Source organism: Brevibacterium permense (assembly GCF_025506275.1).
In the GTDB taxonomy this organism is placed as follows: Bacteria; Actinomycetota; Actinomycetes; order Actinomycetales; family Brevibacteriaceae; genus Brevibacterium; species Brevibacterium permense_A.
Map to the genome: position 1 here is coordinate 1 of NZ_QYCP01000092.1, position 15521 is coordinate 15521.

The 15521-nt window shown below is 63.6% G+C and carries 15 protein-coding genes and 1 tRNA gene; 5 read left to right on the top strand and 11 right to left on the bottom strand.

Going from position 1 to position 15521, the window contains the following annotated elements:
* Positions 1 to 89: 89 nt before the first annotated feature.
* Positions 90 to 539: a hypothetical protein gene (locus D3I60_RS13220; protein WP_262776761.1), complete on the bottom strand. Its 450-nt coding sequence runs from the start codon at positions 537 to 539 to the stop codon at positions 90 to 92.
* Entirely contained in the window at positions 536 to 1444 is a 909-nt protein-coding gene (locus D3I60_RS13225; RefSeq protein ID WP_262776762.1) for a helix-turn-helix domain-containing protein, read from the bottom strand. Before D3I60_RS13225 ends, D3I60_RS13220 begins: the two co-directional genes overlap by 4 nt.
* Before the next feature lie 425 nt (positions 1445 to 1869).
* On the opposite strand from D3I60_RS13225, the gene D3I60_RS19365 reads away from it, so the two are divergent.
* The gene (locus D3I60_RS19365) at positions 1870 to 2151 is read left to right on the top strand and encodes a helix-turn-helix domain-containing protein (protein WP_369415291.1); all 282 of its coding nucleotides are present in this window, start codon (positions 1870 to 1872) and stop codon (positions 2149 to 2151) included.
* On the opposite strand, the gene D3I60_RS13230 is transcribed toward D3I60_RS19365, so the two are convergent.
* Positions 2108 to 2184: transfer RNA gene (locus D3I60_RS13230), tRNA-Met, on the bottom strand. The two genes, D3I60_RS19365 and D3I60_RS13230, sit on opposite strands and share 44 nt — an antisense overlap.
* A 161-nt stretch (positions 2185 to 2345) precedes the next feature.
* Here D3I60_RS13230 and D3I60_RS13235 point away from each other — a divergent pair.
* The gene (locus D3I60_RS13235) at positions 2346 to 2894 is read left to right on the top strand and encodes a YceI family protein (protein ID WP_262776763.1); all 549 of its coding nucleotides are present in this window, start codon (positions 2346 to 2348) and stop codon (positions 2892 to 2894) included.
* Positions 2895 to 3122: 228 nt separating this feature from the next.
* Here D3I60_RS13235 and D3I60_RS13240 read toward each other — a convergent pair whose 3' ends face one another.
* Genes D3I60_RS13240 through D3I60_RS13260 form a run of 5 tightly spaced genes read right to left on the bottom strand, consistent with a single transcriptional unit; the run spans position 3123 to position 8127 of the window.
* Positions 3123 to 4388, bottom strand: a complete 1266-nt coding sequence (locus tag D3I60_RS13240) for an aminotransferase class I/II-fold pyridoxal phosphate-dependent enzyme (protein ID WP_262776764.1) — start codon at positions 4386 to 4388, stop codon at positions 3123 to 3125.
* Positions 4388 to 5179 (bottom strand): histidinol-phosphatase, encoded by a 792-nt coding sequence (hisN, locus tag D3I60_RS13245; RefSeq protein ID WP_262776765.1) that lies wholly within the window; start codon positions 5177 to 5179, stop codon positions 4388 to 4390. The genes D3I60_RS13240 and hisN overlap by 1 nt, the downstream gene beginning before the upstream one ends.
* Positions 5180 to 5188: 9 nt before the next feature.
* The gene (rsgA, locus tag D3I60_RS13250; RefSeq protein WP_262776766.1) at positions 5189 to 6292 is read right to left on the bottom strand and encodes a ribosome small subunit-dependent GTPase A; all 1104 of its coding nucleotides are present in this window, start codon (positions 6290 to 6292) and stop codon (positions 5189 to 5191) included.
* A gap of 1 nt (position 6293) precedes the next feature.
* Positions 6294 to 7637, bottom strand: a complete 1344-nt coding sequence (gene aroA, locus D3I60_RS13255; protein ID WP_276584618.1) for a 3-phosphoshikimate 1-carboxyvinyltransferase — start codon at positions 7635 to 7637, stop codon at positions 6294 to 6296.
* Positions 7630 to 8127 (bottom strand): DoxX family protein, encoded by a 498-nt coding sequence (locus tag D3I60_RS13260; RefSeq protein ID WP_139907894.1) that lies wholly within the window; start codon positions 8125 to 8127, stop codon positions 7630 to 7632. The genes aroA and D3I60_RS13260 overlap by 8 nt, the downstream gene beginning before the upstream one ends.
* A 145-nt stretch (positions 8128 to 8272) precedes the next feature.
* Between D3I60_RS13260 and D3I60_RS13265 the strand changes: the two genes are divergently transcribed.
* Together D3I60_RS13265 and rsrA are read left to right on the top strand one after the other, a co-directional pair.
* Positions 8273 to 8929 carry a sigma-70 family RNA polymerase sigma factor gene (locus D3I60_RS13265; RefSeq protein WP_369415289.1) on the top strand — a complete coding sequence of 219 codons (657 nt, stop codon included), beginning with the start codon at positions 8273 to 8275 and terminating at the stop codon, positions 8927 to 8929.
* Complete coding sequence (gene rsrA / locus D3I60_RS13270) at positions 8926 to 9183, top strand: mycothiol system anti-sigma-R factor (protein WP_262776768.1); 258 nt, start codon at positions 8926 to 8928, stop codon at positions 9181 to 9183. Before D3I60_RS13265 ends, rsrA begins: the two co-directional genes overlap by 4 nt.
* A gap of 99 nt (positions 9184 to 9282) precedes the next feature.
* Here the strand turns inward: rsrA and D3I60_RS19520 are convergent, their stop codons facing one another.
* The 3 genes from D3I60_RS19520 to D3I60_RS13280 all read right to left on the bottom strand — a co-directional run bounded on the left by D3I60_RS19520 (position 9283) and on the right by D3I60_RS13280 (position 13840).
* Positions 9283 to 9357, bottom strand: a complete 75-nt coding sequence (locus tag D3I60_RS19520) for a 50S ribosomal protein bL37 (protein ID WP_157689234.1) — start codon at positions 9355 to 9357, stop codon at positions 9283 to 9285.
* A gap of 149 nt (positions 9358 to 9506) precedes the next feature.
* Positions 9507 to 10121 carry a GDSL-type esterase/lipase family protein gene (locus D3I60_RS13275; protein ID WP_262776769.1) on the bottom strand — a complete coding sequence of 205 codons (615 nt, stop codon included), beginning with the start codon at positions 10119 to 10121 and terminating at the stop codon, positions 9507 to 9509.
* Positions 10118 to 13840, bottom strand: a complete 3723-nt coding sequence (locus D3I60_RS13280) for a multifunctional oxoglutarate decarboxylase/oxoglutarate dehydrogenase thiamine pyrophosphate-binding subunit/dihydrolipoyllysine-residue succinyltransferase subunit (RefSeq protein ID WP_262776770.1) — start codon at positions 13838 to 13840, stop codon at positions 10118 to 10120. The genes D3I60_RS13275 and D3I60_RS13280 overlap by 4 nt, the downstream gene beginning before the upstream one ends.
* Before the next feature lie 102 nt (positions 13841 to 13942).
* Here D3I60_RS13280 and D3I60_RS13285 point away from each other — a divergent pair, with 102 nt between their 5' ends.
* Complete coding sequence (locus D3I60_RS13285; protein WP_262776771.1) at positions 13943 to 15400, top strand: GuaB1 family IMP dehydrogenase-related protein; 1458 nt, start codon at positions 13943 to 13945, stop codon at positions 15398 to 15400.
* Positions 15401 to 15521: the final 121 nt, after the last annotated feature.

Below are 15521 nucleotides of genomic sequence, written 5' to 3' on the forward strand. Positions count from 1 at the left end.
GCTGATCTCTTCCTTCAACACCTCGTCACGCTTGTCACGGGCCGAGGCTGGGCGATGTTTGCGCGCATAGTAAGTACTCGGAGCGATCTTCACGCCGGCAGCACGCAGCGTGGCACAGATCGGCTCGTGCTGGTCGGAGTTTCTGCCCACAGCTCGCGTGTTTTCTTGGCTTCCTCAGCGGTGTCGATAATGCGGACAGCGAACTTCTCGTGTGCCACATCGTGAATCGCGGGGTACTCGATGAGCAGATCGAGATCTGTATGCCACTCGTCCCATCGAGCCATAGTCGCGTTGTGGCGAGTGACAGCTATTGCAGGTTCACTCCACACCTCGGCGGTACGCGTCTTGTTGAACGAGCGATGCAGGCGAATCTCGGTGAGGTGGGCGGTCAAGAGTAGAAGAACTGACCCCACCGCCAGAATTGCGACGAAACCAATTAGCAGCGTCAAGAAGTCGTGGCCGAGACCGGACGTCATGAATGTAAGCCAATCTTTGACTTCCACCTGCTCTGAGGTACTGGCGATTGTGTCCGTGGTCATGACCGGTCACCCGTGATCATGCTCAGGTTCTTGACCGCCTTCCGCATGGACCCGGCCGTATCCTGGTCGGTCAGCACTGACCGGACACTTGGTCCGCTGCTGTCCAGCGCGGTCAGTAGGTCGGTCAGCACGGCGACCGTGTCCGCGACCTCCTGACCGAGGTCCGTGATCTGCTCCAACTCGAACTGGTCACTGTTGGCCAGGCCGGTCGCGAAAGCTTGCTCAAGGAGTTTGGACTTCTTCTTGACCAGCGGCAGAGGTGCCCGTGTGCCTGCGTTCAGTTCGTTGACCACCCGGACAATGTGCGCCCCGGACAAAGGAGCGTCCGTGCCGGTCATGGTGACCGTGATCGGCTCGATTCCCAGGTCCGAGGCCAGCCGGTCAGTGTCCGGCACCTGACCGGTCATGCGCCACGACTCTTCGTACTCAATGACCTCGGCATCCACGATGTCTTCTGACCGGTCAGCCGGGGGAGTTGGACGCTGAGGCTGGTAAGACTTGCCGTCCAAACCGATGACCGGGGCAGGGGCCGCAGGTGAATCATTTGGCTCACCTGCGCGGCCTGTCGTCTCAGGTGTCCCATTTGGGACACCTGCATCAGCTACCCGGCGGTCAATTGTTGACTTACTGATATCAGTGGCGGCAGCGATGCCCCGCACGCTCATTCCTGCTGCGCGAAGTTCCCCGATCACTTGATCCTCGAGATCCTTCGGCGGGCGAAGGCTTACATCTCTGAATTCTTCGTCGAGGTAGTCCTGCCATGATTCGTAACCAAGAGCTAACCAGATGCGCCCTTGCCATGCAGTGGAAATTTTAACTTGCAGGGAACCGTAGTCGCCCTTTAGCTCTTCCGTCAGTTCGCGTGCCTCAGCTTCCGTGAACTTCGACTCCAGTGTGATGCTCATTGATTGACACCTCGATCCACGGCAGCCAGCTCATCGGCTTCATCCAGGTCTACGAGGAAGTTCGAAATAGGAATGTTGAGACCTGCCGCGAGCGATATCAGTTCACCAACTCGGAAGCCTTCATTGCGTTACATGCGATCCGAGAACGTGGCTTGAGAGACACCGGCCATTTCGGCGGCTTCTCGTTGAGACTTGCCAGCTCGGGCTAGTTCGATCCGTATGTTCCGTCTGACTACTTCAATCCATCTCATGAAACGCAGACTATCGGCTCACACGATACTTTGCAACGAAAATGATCGCGTGTCCCGAATTTTGCACGCCTCATCCGTTGAACATCGTCTCAGGCTTGATAGGGTTGGAGTATGACGATTTCAGAGATGGATTCCCAGATGACCACGCACGATACTCCTGCGACGGACGCCGCCATGGAGGTCAAGCTCTGGACGGTGCGCAAGCGAGTAACACAGAAGAGGCTCTCTGGATTGCTGGGGTTGCCGCAGAGTTCGGTCTCTGCGCGCCTGAACGGGAAGAAGCCGTTCAGTATTGACGAGCTCTATAAGATCGCAGGCTTGATGGAGCTGAGCCTTGGTGAGCTGCTGGGAGAGCGGTTGGTGAATGAGAAGAACCCCCAGCCAGTTGAACTGGCTGGGGGTTCTGCCACCTTGGTGGCGGGGGAGGGATTTGAACCCTCGACCTCCGGGTTATGAGCCCGGCGAGCTACCGAACTGCTCCACCCCGCGTCGTGGTCTTAACTTTACATGAGGGGTCACCTCACGGCCAAACCGAATACAGGTGACCTCCGACACATGGTCACCGGCTGTTCACTCGCAGGGGTTGCACATGGTTGAAAATTGAACTATATTCTATCTCGTACTTCAAATTTCAAGCAAAAGGAGAAATCATGACTGCTCTGCCACAGGGACTCATCGCCGGAACCTGGAACATCGACCCCGTCCACTCGGAGTTCACCTTCACTGCTCGCCACGCGGGCGTCTCGAAGGTCCGCGGCCACTTCGAGGAGATCTCCGGCAGTGTCAATGTCGGAGAGACTCTCGAAGACAGCGTCGTGTCCGCCGAGGCTTCCGCGGATTCGATCAACACCCGCAACGAACAGCGCGACGGTCACCTCAAGAGCGGTGACTTCTTCCTGGCCGAGGACCACCCGAAGCTGAGCTTCAAGTCGACTGCGATCAAGGCTGATGCCGCTGATGAGTTCGCGACCGTCGGTGAGCTGACGATGCGCGGCGTGACCAAGGAAGTCACCTTTGCAACCGAATTCGCCGGTGTGGCCACCGACCCGAACGGCAACCAGGTCGCCGGCCTCTCAGCCACCGCCACGGTCAACCGCAAGGACTTCGGAATGACCTTCGAAGCCGTCCTGGGCGGGGGAGAACTCCTCGTCTCCGACAAGATCAAGATCGAGCTCGAACTTGAGCTTGTCAAAGCCTGATCTTTCCTGAGCAGCACTGCCGCTGACCGGCCGGTGTGCCGTCAGCAAAAGCCTGAGTCAGCAGGCCGGAGTCGGCACGCCTGACTGTCGAGGCGGCGTGGCTGCCCGATGCAGAAGGGGCGAACCGCATGTGCGGTTCGCCCCTTCCCTCATATCTCGGCAAAGCGCTTCCTGCGCGCTGTCGTCTGGCGTGTTCTCAGCGCAATCGACCAGAGGCCCGATAGCTGTTCAGGGCCTTCGCCGCAGAGCCGCCGGGTTCTCCCGCAGATGCCGGCCGAGGGACATGAACAGCTGCGCACCCTTGTCGACGTCGGCGTCGGACTTGCAGAAGGAATACCGAATCGATGCCCGATAGGTCTCGTGTGCCGGGCTTCCCTGCCTGCACAGTGCCGGTACGGGAATCCCGACCAACGAATATTCCCTTGCCAGCAGATCATTGAGCTCAAAGGCATCGAGGTCGGTCAGCGCAGAGAAGTCAACCACTGTGAAATAGCCGGCGCGCGGAGTGGACACTTCAGCGCCCGGCACCGAGCGACAGGCGGGCACGAGAACCTCGGCGCGTGCCCGCAGCGAAGCTCGGTTCTCGGCGACGAACTGCGAATCGCCGACCAGCATATCGGCCATTCCGATCTGCATCGGACCGCCGGCCGTGAACGACAGGAACTGCTTGACGGTCTGAACGGCCTGGCGAACCTCGGGAGAGGCGATGACCCAGCCGATCTTCCACCCCGTCGTGTTCCATGATTTGCCCGCCGAGGAGACCGTGACGACGCGTGCAGACTCCTCGATGGCAACTGCGGGAGGGACATGCCCCAGATCAGTGAGGACGAGCTGCTCGTAGACCTCATCGGAGAGCACCCAGGCGTCGACCGCCTCGGCGGCTCGACCGATGCGAGCGAGATCAGCGGCAGAGAAGATGAACCCGGTGGGATTGTGCGGAGTGTTGACGAGGATGATCGCCGGATCGACCTCGGCGATCACTCGGTCGAAAGCCTCCCAGTCCGGGGAGAAGTCACCACGGCCATCGGGGAGGATCGGCACCGTGTGCAGAGTTCCGCCGGCAGCGGCGACCGCCGCCGGATAGGAGTCGTAGAACGGTTCGAAGGCGACGAGGGAGCCGCCGCGCGGCAGCAGTGCGAGGATCGCAGCGGTCAGGCCCTCCGTGGCGCCTGCAGTGTAGAGCACCTCGTCAGGATCGACGTGCTGGCCGAAATCGCGTCCGCGTTGAGCGGCCACAGCCTCGAGCAGCTGCGGGTATCCCTGACCGGGGGCGTACTGATTGAAACCGGCCCGCATCGCCTCTTCCGTTGCGGCGATGAGCTCGTCCGGGGGCTCCGTGCCTGGAGCGCCCTGCCCCAGGTTGACGGCTCCGACCTCGGCGGCGAACTTCGTCATCTGCCCGTAGATCGTCTCACCGATCGACCCATCAGGATTCGTCAGACCGGCGGCCCTGGCCATCTCATGCCACAGCGGGGCTCCCATCATGTCCGGCATCAGGAGGCCTCCGCGGGAGCGACCCGACCGAGTCGATCGAGTGCGGCTTCATGGAGTCGAGAATTGCTGGCCAGCGCATTGCCGCCGAACGGCCCCGGAACACCGGCCGTGTTCGTGAAGGTGCCTCCGGCTTCGAGGATGATGGGTACGAGCGCTCCCATATCGTAGAGCGCGAGCTCGGGTTCGCAGGCGAGGTCGACAGCCCCCTCGGCGAGCAGCATATAGGAGTAGAAGTCGCCGTATCCGCGAGTGCGCCACAGCGAATCGCAGAGATCGAGGAACTCATCGAGGATGCCGAGTTCCTTCCAGCCCGAAAGCGACGAATATGACAGGGACGCATCGGCGAGAGAATCGACGGATGACACAGCGATGCGTTCGGCCGGGGAGCCGAGCTCGGTCGCGTAGGCGCCTTGGCCCGTTTCCGCCCACCATCGGCGCCCGAGCGCTGGAGCGGAGACGACTCCCAGCAGCGGCTGATCACCGTCGTAGAGGGAGATCAGCGTCGCCCACACCGGCACTCCGCGCACGAAGTTCTTCGTTCCGTCGATGGGATCGATGATCCACCGTCGCGATGACTGCCCGTGTGCACCGAATTCCTCACCGAGCACGCTGTCATCGGGTCGAACCTCTGTGAGGTGATCCACGATCGCCTTCTCCACTGTTCGGTCGCATTCGGTGACCGGGGTGAGATCGGGTTTGGTTTCGACGGCGAAGTCCTGTGCCCGGAAGTGCGGGTGGCTGATGGCATCGGCGAGATCGGCGAGTTCGATCGCCAGGTCGAGGTCGTTCATGCCTCCAGCCTATCCAGTCGAGGGCAGCAGCCGGCGCAGAGACTCCAACCGTGAGACTCCTCCCGGTCCGGCCTTGCCATCGGCCACCCATTCATCGAGTCGGCAGCCGGGAGAGTCCGTGAGGTGAGTGCATCCGCGGGGGCAATCGGCCGTGGCCTCGACGAGCTCGGGGAAGGCGGAGAGCAGGGTCTCCCGGTCCACATGGGCCAGGCCGAAGCTGCGCACTCCCGGGGTGTCGATGAGCCATCCGCCGCGTTCCAACGGCAGGCACACGGCCGAGGACGAGGTGTGACGTCCGCGCCCGGTCACATCGTTGACATGGCCCGTCGCGCGGTCGGCGGCGGGAACGAGAACGTTGGTCAGCGTGGATTTGCCCACCCCGGAATGGCCGACGAGGACGCTGATGCGTCCACGGAGACGCTCGGCCACCTCGGCGTGGGGTTCTGTCTCGTCGCGGGCCGCAGCGTTCGCGGTGATTGTCGCATCGGTCGGCTCAGAATCGGGAACGATGGAGGATTCGACGATGTCGATCCCGGAGGCGGAGAAGCGTTCCTTCAGTTCCGTCGCCGGGTGCAGATCCGTCTTCGTGACGATGATCACGGGGGTGATCCCCGCGTCGAAGGCCGCAACGAGGGCCCGGTCGATGAGGCCGAATGAGGGCTCGGGATCCATGGTGGCCGTGACGATGCCCATGACGTCGACGTTGGCCACGAGGACGCGCTCGGTCGGGTCGGTGTCATCGGCGCTGCGGCGCAGCAGGGTCTGCCGTTCGGTGATCTCCACAAGCCTGGCCAGGGATCCTTCCGTCCCGGAGGTGTCGCCGACGAGACGGACGACGTCTCCGGGAACGATTGCCTGTTTGCGCAGGTGCGAGGCGCGCACCGCCGTCACCGAGGTGGCCCCCCGTGACCGTTTGCCCTTCTTCCGAAGCGGGGGACTCGACGGGAAGTTTCCGTCGTCGTCAGCGAGGATGACGCGGTACCGACCCCGGTCGACCGCGGTGACCAGGCCGGATACGGCATCCTTGTGGTCGGGGCGGTTCTTCGTCCGAGGGCGTGAACCGCGGCGGTTCGGTCGGGGACGGTAGTCCTCGTCGTGGAAGATCTTCGCCATATCAGGCTCCGGGGGTGAGCATGGCTTCCCACAGCTGAGTGAAGGCAGGCAGGGTCTTGGCCACAGTGCCGGCGTTCTCGATGACCATCCCGTCATTGCGCAGGGCAAGGACGGCACCGGCCATGACCATGCGGTGGTCGTGGTAGGTATGCCACAGCGCCGGGCGAAGGTGAGTGGTGCCGGTGATCGTCAGGGCCTCGGCATGTTCGACGACATCGACGCCGATGGCACCGTACTCTCTGGTCAGAGCCGCCAGACGGTCGGTCTCGTGCCCACGCAGATGCCCGATACCGCGCAGCTGCGACGTTCCCTCGGCCAAAGCTGCGAGAGCCGAGACCACTGGGGTGAGTTCGCCGACGGCCGACAGGTCGAGATCGACCGCGGTGAGCCGGTCCGGGCCCTGCACATGCAGACCTTCCCTATCGAGGCGCACCGTGGCTCCGAACGCCTCGGCGATCCCGCGGAAGCCGTCGCCTGCCTGCGTCGTGTGCACGGGCCAGTCGGCGATGGTCACGGATCCGCCGGTGGCCACAGCCGCCGCTGCGAAGGCAGCGGCATTGGACAGGTCGGGTTCGACCTGCACGTCGAGACCGCGCGGAAGTCCTGGTTCGACGATCCAGCGCTCGGGTTCGGGCTCGCTGATGTCGACGCCTGCGTCGCGGAGGACTTCGATCGTCATATCCACGTGCGTCCGGCTGGGCACCGAGTTTGCAGTGTTGGTGAGTTCGAGTCCCAAAGGCATGACGGGAGCGGCGAGGAGCAGACCAGAGACGAACTGGCTGGAGGCGCTGGCGTCGATGCCGAGGTGGCCGCCGCGCAGCTGAGAGTCGGCGTGGATCGTTATCGGCAATGTGCTCGCGGCGGAGGTGATCGACGCACCGAGCTCCCGCAGCGACTCGATCGTCACCGACATCGGCCGCACCCGGGCCTGCTCATCGCCGTCGAGGAGGACCTCACGGCCGGTGAGCGCGGCAAGTGGGGGGATGAAGCGCATCACGGTTCCGGCGAGACCGCAGTCGATGGTGATCGGCGCGGAATCCTGCGCAGCTGCGTCTGTGGGCGCGTGCCCGCCTGAGAAAGGGATCGGCTCGATGTGGAGCGCATCGCCGTCTTCGTCGATCACGGCGCCGAGGCGACGCAGGGCGTCCACCATGAGCAGGGTGTCGCGGCTGCGCAGCCACCCCTTGAGATCGGATCCGGAACGGGCGAGAGCCGCAAGGATGAGATAACGGTTCGTCAGGGACTTGGAACCGGGAACGGACACTGTGGCAGAGACGGCGGAACCGGCGACCGGCGGCTGCCAGTCGCCGGTCGCCGGGGGAGTGTGCGTGGAGATGTCAGTCAACTCCGAGTGCGCTCAGAGCCTGTTTCGAGGTGTCTTCCACGCTCGACCACAGGTCTTCGGCGGCATGCTGGGTCCGCCACCACAGGCCGGGGCGTCCAGCAGTGTCGACGGCGGCGAGCAGGGCACCGCCGAGCATCGAGGTGCGCAGCAGAGTGCGCTCGTTGCGGGCTTTCTTCTCTTCCTTCGACGTCGTCTTGTCAGCAGACAGACGCTCACCGACGGTGTCGAGCAGGTAGGTGCCGACGAGGATCGATGCGCTGAGGCGGGGGAAGCGTCCGATGGCGAGCATCGAACCGGCAGCGACCTGTGCAACACCGGTGGCTCGGGCGAGAGTCACTGCGTCGACGGGGACGTCGACCTGCTTGCGAGCCTGGTTGAGGAGCGGGCCGACCGATGCGGCCGCTGCCTCCGGCTTGCGCAGTCGTTCGACTCCGTTGAGGATGTAGCCGGCGGCCAGCATGGGCCGTGCGATAAGACGAATGGGAGACACAGTGGTCCTTCCTACGTGGCGGGCATCTCACTCGCAAGCATAACTGCTGCGGTGGGAATAGTGGGACGTCAGTCCGATGTTGTACGGGGTGAAGCCATTCGACGGGTGCACCCGTCTGGAAGTCGACAGGCAGAAGGAGAAGTCTATGAGCGCCACTGCCGTCCTGGAGAGAACGGGCGTACCATTGACTGCGATGACCGAATCAGTCAAAGAAGCCCCCGAAACCGACGCCGAGAGGTCGGCGCGTTTCGAACGGGATGCTCTGGAATATGTCAACCAGCTCTACGCAGCTGCTCTGCGTATGACCCGTAACCCGGCAGACGCCGAAGACCTCGTCCAGGAAGCCTATGCGAAGGCGTATGCCGCCTTCCACCAGTACAAGCCCGGAACCAACCTCAAAGCCTGGCTGTACCGGATCCTGACGAACACCTTCATCAACAACTACCGCAGGAAGCAGCGTCAGCCGCAGGAACACGGCAGCGAAGACATCGAGGACTGGCAGATCGCACAGGCGAACAGCCACTCGTCCTCCGGCGGTCGTTCCGCCGAACTCGAAGCCCTCGACCACCTTCCCGACTCCGACGTCAAGGAAGCACTCTCTGCACTGCCCGAAGACTTCCGCATGGTCGTCTACTATGCCGATGTCGAAGGCCTGCCGTACAAGGAGATCGCCGAGATCATGGAGACGCCGATCGGCACTGTGATGTCCCGACTGCACCGCGGTCGCCGACAGTTGCGGGAGATGCTGGCCGACTATGCCGCCGAGCGCGGTTTCGTGAGTCCTGAGGGAGGTGCGAAATGAGCGACGAAGGCTGCTGCGAAAGCGTCAGAAGCGAGTCTCTGATGCGCATCTACCACTACCTCGACGGGGAACTGACGACGACGGAGATCCGCGAGATCTCGATCCACCTCGAACAGTGTCCGTCGTGTCATGACGAGTACGAGATCGAAGCGCTGCTCAAGGAGCTCGTCCGTCGATCGTGCAGCCACGACCGTGCCCCGATGGGACTGCGCGAGAAGATCCGCCAGCGGATCGCACTCGAACAGAACTCCTGACCGGAGGCTCGAGTGCTGTCCGGGAGTCCGGACACAGCGAAGGCGGGAAGAGAATGAATTCTCTTCCCGCCTTCGTCATTCACCGAACGTATCAGCGAATCATGAGTTCGGACGCTTGCCGTGGTTTGCTTTCTTACGACGGCGATCGCGACGCTTCCGGCCACGCTTGCTCATTGTGCCCTCCTTTGATAGACGGTTAATTCTCTCATGATCGCCCGAGCAGAGCAAAGTCGAACCAGGTCACAGACCTCGCCGGTCGGGCGCCTCGGGACGTCGCGGTTCGTCACCGAGCTTGCTGTGCGGCATGGAGCCGCACAGGGGCCTCAGCTGTCGCCGAGGACGTCCTGGACTCCAAGCCAGTTGAACCAGCCGCGGTGGAGTACCAGCCAGGCCAGCAGGCCATAGCCTTCCTGCGCCGGCAGATGGTCCCGCGACGAAGCGACCTCACGCTGCCATACGGGATGGCCGAGGAGCGGAGTGAACGTGTCGACGTAGGTGATGCCGCGCCTCTTGGCCACATCGGAGAAGCTGGCATTGAGCTCAGCGATGCGACGATTGCGATCCCCGTCGTGTTCCGGCGGCGGCCCCAGCACGAACGTCGGGACCTTCCGGGTCAGAGCCTCGTCGAGGATATTGGCCACATCGAGGCGAGCCCTGGCCACGGAACGTCCCGAATCGAGATCCCCGGATCCCAGAGCCAGCACCAGGCGGTTGTCTCCGTCCGGAGTGAATCGCAGAGACGCCTCGGCGATCGTGCGCGCATGCAGGCCGGCGGAATCCTCGGTCGGCACGGCCAGCGGGTACACCTTGAGTTCCGGGAGGCTCGGCAGGGTCCTCGCCGTCACCCGACCGACCCAACCGAGGCCACGGCCATCGCCGTGGCCGGCGACCAGGGGGCCTCCGACCACGGCGACGGTTGTGGTGATGTCGCTGCTCACCGGCTGAAGATCCGGTCGACGAGTTCCTTCTGCTGACCATCGTGGAAGTGCTTGAGCCCGGTCGAGGTGGCGGCAGAAGCCGCACGAGAAATGACCTTGACCTCACGGCCACCGAGGAGCTGGGGGAGGTGCAGTGCCATGAACGGCCATGCTCCCTGGTTCTCCGGCTCTTCCTGAGCCCAGACGATCTCGGCATCGGCCGGGAAGCGATCGAGCACGGCGGTGATGGCCGCCTCATCGAGCGGGTAGAGCTGCTCGAGGCGGACCAGAGCCATCCTCGTGTCGTTGTCCTTCTCGCGCTTGGCCTTGAGGTCCCAATAGAGCTTCCCGGCGACTAGGACGACACGCTCGACCTGCGAGGCATCGACATCCGTATCGTCGACGACGGCCTGGAACTTACCCGAAGTGAAATCCTCCGGTGAATTCGCAGCGGCCTTGAGGCGCAGCATTGACTTCGGGGTGAACACGATGAGCGGGCGTTTGTTCGTCGTCGAGGCGTGGCGGCGCAGCAGGTGGAAGTACGAGGCGCCCGAGGACGGGTAGGCCACCGTCATGTTGTTCTCCGCGCACAGCTGGAGGTAACGCTCGATGCGACCCGAGGAATGGTCGGGTCCCTGCCCCTCGTAGCCGTGGGGCAGGAGCATGACGACACCGGAGTTCTGCTGCCACTTCTGCTCGGAGGAGGAGATGAACTCGTCGATGACGGTCTGCGCACCCTGTGCGAAGTCACCGAACTGAGCCTCCCACGCCACGAGGGCGTCCTTGCGTTCGACGGAGTAGCCGTATTCGAAGCCGACGGCGGCGTACTCGCTGAGCAGGGAGTCGTAGACCCAGAATCGAGCCTGCTCCTCGGTGAGGTTCTGCAGCGGCGTCCATTCGTTGCCGTTGACCGAGTCGATGAGCACCGAGTGGCGCTGGACGAAGGTCCCGCGACGGGAGTCCTGGCCTGCCAGCCGCACCGGCACGCCGTCCATGAGCAGCGAACCGAAGGCCAGCAGCTCGGCGAAGCCCCAGTCGATTCCGCCCGACAGCGACATCTCCTTGCGCTTCTCGAGCAGCGCCCGCAGCTTCTTGTGAACCGTGAAGCCCTCGGGGATCTCGGTGAAAGCCTCGCCGATGCGCTGCAGCGTCTCGGGACTGATGGCCGTCTCGGCATCGGAGAAGGCCTCGATGTCGCTGGGCTCGTAGGGAGCGTTGAACGCCTCTCCATCGTAGGGGCCGGTTTCGGCCTCCTTGGTCTCGGCGAAGGCCGATTCCAGCTTGGCCTGATAGTCCTTGAGCGCTTCGGCGGCCTCTTCGTCGGTGATGCACTTTCTGCCCACGAGCGATTCGGTGTAGAGCTTGCGCACCGAACCCTTCTTCTCGATGAGCGAGTACATCGTCGGCTGGGTCATCGACGGATCGTCGCCCTCGTTGTGGCCGCGACGGCGATAGCACACGAGGTCGATGACGACGTCCCGGTTGAACTCCTGGCGGTATTCGAAGGCCAGGCGGGCGGCCCGGACCACGGCTTCGGGATCATCGCCGTTGACGTGGAAGATCGGAGCGTTGATCGACTTGGCGACGTCCGTGCAGTAGAACGAGGAACGCGCCGAGGCAGGGGGAGTGGTGAACCCGACCTGGTTGTTGATGATGACGTGGACCGTTCCGCCGGTGCGGTAGCCGCGCAGCTCAGAGAGGTTGAGCGTCTCTGTGACCACGCCCTGTCCGGCGAATGCGGCGTCGCCGTGGACGAGGACCGGCAGCACGGTGAAACCGGACTCGCCCTGGTCGACGAGATCCTGCTTGGCGCGTACGATGCCTTCGAGGACCGGATCGACGGTCTCGAGGTGGCTGGGGTTGGCCGCGACGTAGACGCCGGTGGTGTTGCCTGCCGGCGAGGTGAACGAACCCTTGGTGCCCAGGTGGTACTTGACATCGCCGGAGCCCTGGACGCTGTCCGGAGACATGGTTCCGTCGAACTCACGGAAGATCTGCGCATAGGACTTGCCGGCGATGTTCGTCAGCACGTTGAGGCGACCACGGTGGGCCATGCCGATGGCGACCTCATCGAGGCCGGTGTCGGCGGACTGGTTGAGGATCTCGTCGAGCAGGACGATCGCGGACTCTCCGCCTTCGAGGCTGAAGCGCTTCTGTCCGATGTACTTCGTCTGGAGGAAGGTCTCGAAGGCCTCGGCGGCGTTGAGACGGCCGAGGATGTGTCCCTGCTCCGAACGGGTGAGCTCCTGATGCGGGACCTCGATCTTCGACTGGAACCAACGGCGCTGGACCGGGTCGGCGATGTGCATGTATTCGAAGCCGGTGGTCCGGCAGTAGCTCTCACGCAGCAGTCCGAGGATGTTGCGGAAGGGCATCATCGGCTTCGATCCGAACCCGCCGGTGGGGAACTCGCGTTCGAGATCCCACAGGGTCAGACCGTGCTGATTGATGTCGAGATCCGGGTGGGACCGCTGACGGTAGACCAGAGGATCGATATTGGCCATGAGGTGACCGCGCGTGCGGTAGGCATCGATGAGCTCGATGACGCGTGCGGTCTTGTTGACGTCGTCCTGGTCTTCGGCCGAGACGTCGGGAACCCAGCGCACCGGCTCATAGGGCAGGCGCAGGGATTCGAAGACATCGTCGTAGAAGCCGTCTTCGCCGAGCAGGTAGCTGTGGACGAGCTTGAGGAACTCGCCCGAACCGGCTCCCTGGATCACGCGGTGATCGTAGGTCGAGGTCAGGGTCAGCACCTTGGACACGGCCAGAGAGTTGATGGTCTGCTGGCTGGCACCCTGGAACTCGGCGGGGTAGTCGAGCGCGCCGACGCCGATGATGCAGCCCTGGCCCTTGGTCAGACGCGGAACGGAGTGGACCGTGCCAATTCCGCCGGGGTTCGTCAGCGAGACGGTGGTGCCGGCGAAGTCGTCGGCGGTGAGCTTGCCCTGCCGTGCCTTGTCGACGAGGCCGTCGTAGGCGTCGACGAACTGGCGGAAGGTCAGCGTCTCGGCCTTCTTGACGTTGGGCACCAGCAGGGTGCGTGATCCGTCCTTCTTCGGCACGTCGATGGCGAGGCCGAAGTTGATGTGGGCGGGGGAGACCATCACGGGCTTGCCGTCGCGGACGTCGTAGGAGACGTTCTGCGAGGGGAAGTTCTGCAGGGCGCGGATCACGGCGAAGCCGATGAGGTGGGTGAAGGAGACCTTCCCGCCTCGGGTGCGCTTGAGGTGCGAGTTGATGACGATCCGGTTGTCGATGAGCGCCTTGGCAGGCAGGGCCCGGACCGAGGTGGCGGTCGGGACTTCGAGCGACTCATCCATGTTCTTGGCGATGAGCTTCGCGGGGCCGCGCAGGGGAGTGATCGTCTCCTCCGGTGCGGGCTTCGGTGCGGCTTCCTTCGCGGTGACCTTCGGCACGGACTTGGTCTCTGCCTTCAGCGTCTCGGACTCAGCCGAAGACGGGGAGACGCCGCGAGAGGTCTCACGGGAGGTCGCCGGGGCTGCAGCTGAGGCAGGGGCCTTGGCATCCGACTTATTCGCGGCCGGCTTCGCCTCCTGCTCGGCGGCTGGCTCGGCAGCGGACTGAGCGCCTCCGCCGTTCTTTTCGTACTTGTCGAAGAAGGGCCACCAGGACTGGTCGACCGAATTCTTATCTGACTTGTACTGCTCATACAATTCCTCGACCAGCCACTCATTCGACCCGAAGTCTTCAACGGTGCGGTTCGGAGTATTGACGGACACGGCGTTGATCGCCTACTTCCTGATTCAAGACTTGCTGCTTAACGACATCTCCAAGCCTAACGTGATGTGCCATCGAATGTGCAGTTAAGGGACAATAGTGTTATGCGTTTCATCTCAAATGACCCGAACACCGATCTCACCTACTCCGATGTCTTCCTCGTGCCGAACTCGTCGGGGCTGACTTCGCGCTTCGAAGTCGACCTCACGACGACCGATCCGACCGGGTCGACGACGCCGCTCGTGGCAGCGAATATGACCGCGGTGTCCGGTCGACGGATGGCGGAGACGATGGCACGTCGCGGAGGACTGGCGGTGCTGCCCCAGGACATTCCGCTGAACGCTGCGCAGGAGACCATCGCCTGGGTCAAGAGCCGCGACCGAATCTTCGAATCCGCGCTGCGCTTCTCACCCGAGGACACAGTGCTCAATGCTCTGCACGTGCTGGCCAAGCGTCCGCACGGCTTCGGCGTCGTCGTCGACGACGCGGGAAGGCTCGAAGGCATCATCAATGCCGCAGATCTGCGCGGAGTCGATCGCTTCACCTCGGTGGCGGAGCTGTTGGACTCCTCACCGCATGTCATCCGCGCCTCCGAGGTCGACTGGGAGGACGCTGCGCAGCTGGAGTCCCTGTTCGAGTCGATGACGGAGTCGCGTGCCGATTTCGCCGCCGTCGTCGACGATGAGAACACGGTGCTCGGCAGCCTGACTCCGAAGTCGCTGCTGCGCTCGTCCATCTACACGCCCAATGTCGACGATCGGGGACGGCTGAAGATCGCCGTGGCCATCGGCGTCAACGGTGCCGCGGTCGAACGTGCCACTGCGCTGGTCGAGGCCGGTGCGGACGTCCTCGTCGTCGACACCGCCCATGGCCATCAGGTGAAGATGCTCGACACACTGTCGGCGATCGCGGATGACGAACTCGGGGTGCCGATCGTGGCCGGAAACGTCGTCACCGCCGAAGGGGTCCGCGACCTCGTCTCTGCCGGTGCCGACATCGTCAAGGTCGGAGTCGGCCCGGGCGCCATGTGCACGACCAGGATGATGACCGCGGTCGGTCGTCCCCAGTTCTCCGCGGTGCTCGAATGCGCCGAGGCGGCTCGCGAGCTGGGTGCCCACGTGTGGGCCGACGGCGGGGTCCGCTACCCCCGCGATGTCGCTCTGGCCCTGGCGGCCGGGGCCTCTCAGGTGATGGTCGGATCCTGGTTCGCCGGGACCCACGAATCGCCCGGCGACCTGCTCGTCGACGGAGAGGGCCGGAAGTACAAGGAGAGCTTCGGCATGGCTTCGGCTCGGGCCGTGGCCAACCGGACCAGAGCGGAATCGGCCTTTGCGCGCGCTCGGAAGGGACTGTTCGAAGAGGGCATCTCTTCGTCAACCATGTACATCGACCCTGAATCTCCTGGGGTCGAGGACCTGCTCGACGGCATCACTTCGGGCGTCCGCAGCTCCTGCACCTATGCCGGAGCCGGTGATCTCGGAGAATTCGCCCGTCTGGCCGCGGTCGGTGTCCAGAGCGCCGCCGGCTACGAAGAGGGCCGACCGCTGTCGGGAAGTTGGTAAGATCTCTTCATGCACAGTGACAGTCCCGGCCGGCGGGAAGCCGGCGCCCCAGATGACGACCCTCACCCCGCGAGGGTCTCACACCTCACCTGCTCTGCTGAGCAGATAGCGAACGGCGGGG

What these genes read in the sequence shown, in the direction of transcription:
- D3I60_RS19365 (WP_369415291.1), top strand. Translation starts at nt 1,870, where the DNA reads ATGGAGGTCAAGCTCTGGACGGTGCGCAAGCGAGTAACACAGAAGAGG.
- D3I60_RS13285 (WP_262776771.1), top strand. Translation starts at nt 13,943, where the DNA reads ATGCGTTTCATCTCAAATGACCCGAACACCGATCTCACCTACTCCGAT.
- rsgA (WP_262776766.1), bottom strand. Translation starts at nt 6,292, where the DNA reads ATGGCGAAGATCTTCCACGACGAGGACTACCGTCCCCGACCGAACCGC.
- D3I60_RS13240 (WP_262776764.1), bottom strand. Translation starts at nt 4,388, where the DNA reads ATGCCGGACATGATGGGAGCCCCGCTGTGGCATGAGATGGCCAGGGCC.
- rsrA (WP_262776768.1), top strand. Translation starts at nt 8,926, where the DNA reads ATGAGCGACGAAGGCTGCTGCGAAAGCGTCAGAAGCGAGTCTCTGATG.
- D3I60_RS13220 (WP_262776761.1), bottom strand. Translation starts at nt 539, where the DNA reads ATGACCACGGACACAATCGCCAGTACCTCAGAGCAGGTGGAAGTCAAA.
- D3I60_RS13235 (WP_262776763.1), top strand. Translation starts at nt 2,346, where the DNA reads ATGACTGCTCTGCCACAGGGACTCATCGCCGGAACCTGGAACATCGAC.
- D3I60_RS13265 (WP_369415289.1), top strand. Translation starts at nt 8,273, where the DNA reads ATGAGCGCCACTGCCGTCCTGGAGAGAACGGGCGTACCATTGACTGCG.
- D3I60_RS13225 (WP_262776762.1), bottom strand. Translation starts at nt 1,444, where the DNA reads ATGAGCATCACACTGGAGTCGAAGTTCACGGAAGCTGAGGCACGCGAA.
- hisN (WP_262776765.1), bottom strand. Translation starts at nt 5,179, where the DNA reads ATGAACGACCTCGACCTGGCGATCGAACTCGCCGATCTCGCCGATGCC.